Origin of the sequence: Photorhabdus sp. RM71S, assembly GCF_042879355.1 — a bacterium.
Lineage (GTDB): Bacteria > Pseudomonadota > Gammaproteobacteria > Enterobacterales > Enterobacteriaceae > Photorhabdus > Photorhabdus kayaii.
Genome location: NZ_JBHFKV010000125.1, coordinates 1 through 1,413, shown reverse-complemented (window position 1 = coordinate 1,413; position 1,413 = coordinate 1). Strand labels below are relative to the sequence as shown.

4 protein-coding genes are annotated in these 1,413 nt (G+C 39.7%); all 4 read right to left on the bottom strand.

Annotation, left to right across the window (positions count from 1 at the left end; genetic code table 11):
• On the bottom strand, window positions 1–253 hold a 253-nt coding region (locus ACGF5R_RS23970; RefSeq protein ID WP_387693122.1), incomplete at its 3' end, for a hypothetical protein.
• Between the two features lie 178 nt (window positions 254–431).
• Window positions 432–818, bottom strand: coding sequence for an antiterminator Q family protein (locus tag ACGF5R_RS23965; protein WP_112879923.1), 387 nt, complete (start codon window positions 816–818; stop codon window positions 432–434).
• Window positions 811–1,026, bottom strand: a complete 216-nt coding sequence (locus ACGF5R_RS23960) for a hypothetical protein (protein ID WP_387693120.1) — start codon at window positions 1,024–1,026, stop codon at window positions 811–813. The genes ACGF5R_RS23965 and ACGF5R_RS23960 overlap by 8 nt, the downstream gene beginning before the upstream one ends.
• The coding region (locus tag ACGF5R_RS23955) for a recombination protein NinG (RefSeq protein ID WP_387693119.1) at window positions 1,010–1,413 on the bottom strand (404 nt) is incomplete at its 5' end. The genes ACGF5R_RS23955 and ACGF5R_RS23960, both read right to left, overlap by 17 nt.

Here is a 1,413-nt window from a genome sequence, read left to right as displayed (position 1 = left end):
CCCACTTGCCATTAGGGTGAGGGGTGTTTACTGCTTTCAAAAACGCTTCGCGATCACAATCTCTACTCTCATCTTTGCATTCGTCAGAAACGCTGCTATAGCGCTCCATTGAGATAAACGCAGCGGCAACAGCTTCACCTACAAATACCGCGTCAAGATCACTCAGTCCATCAGGTACCATTTGCGACAGAATAGTAATAAGTGCTAATCGTGCCTGTTCTTGGGATTCTGGAGATAGTTTGTCAAAGTTCATACCCGACCTCTCGACGGTAATAAAGAAAAAGGCCACGCCATGCGCAGCCGGGAATTGATGCTTGATATATAAAAAAGCCCCGTGAGTACGAGGATTATTAATTCGATAAGCTGCGTGACATAGCTATCACTCTTATCATAATATTCAGTTTTTTACGTACGTAAACTCTTTTATTAAATTAGGCTGCAATTTTTTGAACACATTTATCCATTTCCAGTTCTACGCCTAGCATTATCAGCATCCCTTCAACAATACCCTCCGCCTTTTGTAATTTTTTACCGATATGACCGTCAGAGCATTTATGTTCATAAGCTAATTGCATGAATGTTTTACCAAACACATAGTAGTCAAATAACAAATCATGAATATCGCTATTCTTTTGATTCAGCTTTGCCATACAGCTAGAAATAACAATAGCGTCATCCTCACAGCACTGCGTGCGAGATTTAACTTTGTTGGGAATTAGCCCCTTAAATCCTGCTGCAATTGACGACCAATAGACATCTTCTCTATTATCTGCCGCCCACGCTCCCCAACGCTCTAAAACTAGTTGAATGTCACGCATTATTTACCTCCGGCAATACTGTTGCAATACGACAATCGTAACGAGTGCTATAAGCTTTACGTAGACGACTCTCTTTATTTATTCCGACTTCTTGTCTAACTGTGAGAGTTCCATTTCGTTTTTGAGTGATAACATGATGATGCTTTGTTTCTTGTCGCAAAAATCTCGCTTCTTCTATTGCTGCTGATATGTCAGTGAAGATTGTCATTGCTTAATCTCCTGAGTTTTGCCCGATATTCATCACAAATACGTTCGTAATCTTCACGCCGCCATTTCATTAGCGGCCTTGGCATCATTAGAGCATCAAACCTTTCTTGACCAATTTTCTCAATCAATCTGAGTTTATAGTTAATTATATTTCCTGATAAATAGTTATTACATGCAGAGCATTGTTTATGAACATTATCTTCATCAAATCTCAGCTCTGGATGAGCTTTAATTGTTCGATAATGCCCTGCGTGATATTGCCCCTTATGAAATCGCTCACAGCTAATACACGGAAGGTCTTTATCTCTTTCTCTGATAAATGCATTAAATGCCTGTTGCGCTTGATTCTTGAAATATGATATGTGCTTGACTGCTAATTTACGGGCTT

Bases quoted from the DNA above. Each gene is read 5' to 3' on its own strand.
- ACGF5R_RS23965 (WP_112879923.1), bottom strand. From the start codon at position 818: ATGCGTGACATTCAACTAGTTTTAGAGCGTTGGGGAGCGTGGGCGGCA.
- ACGF5R_RS23960 (WP_387693120.1), bottom strand. From the start codon at position 1,026: ATGACAATCTTCACTGACATATCAGCAGCAATAGAAGAAGCGAGATTT.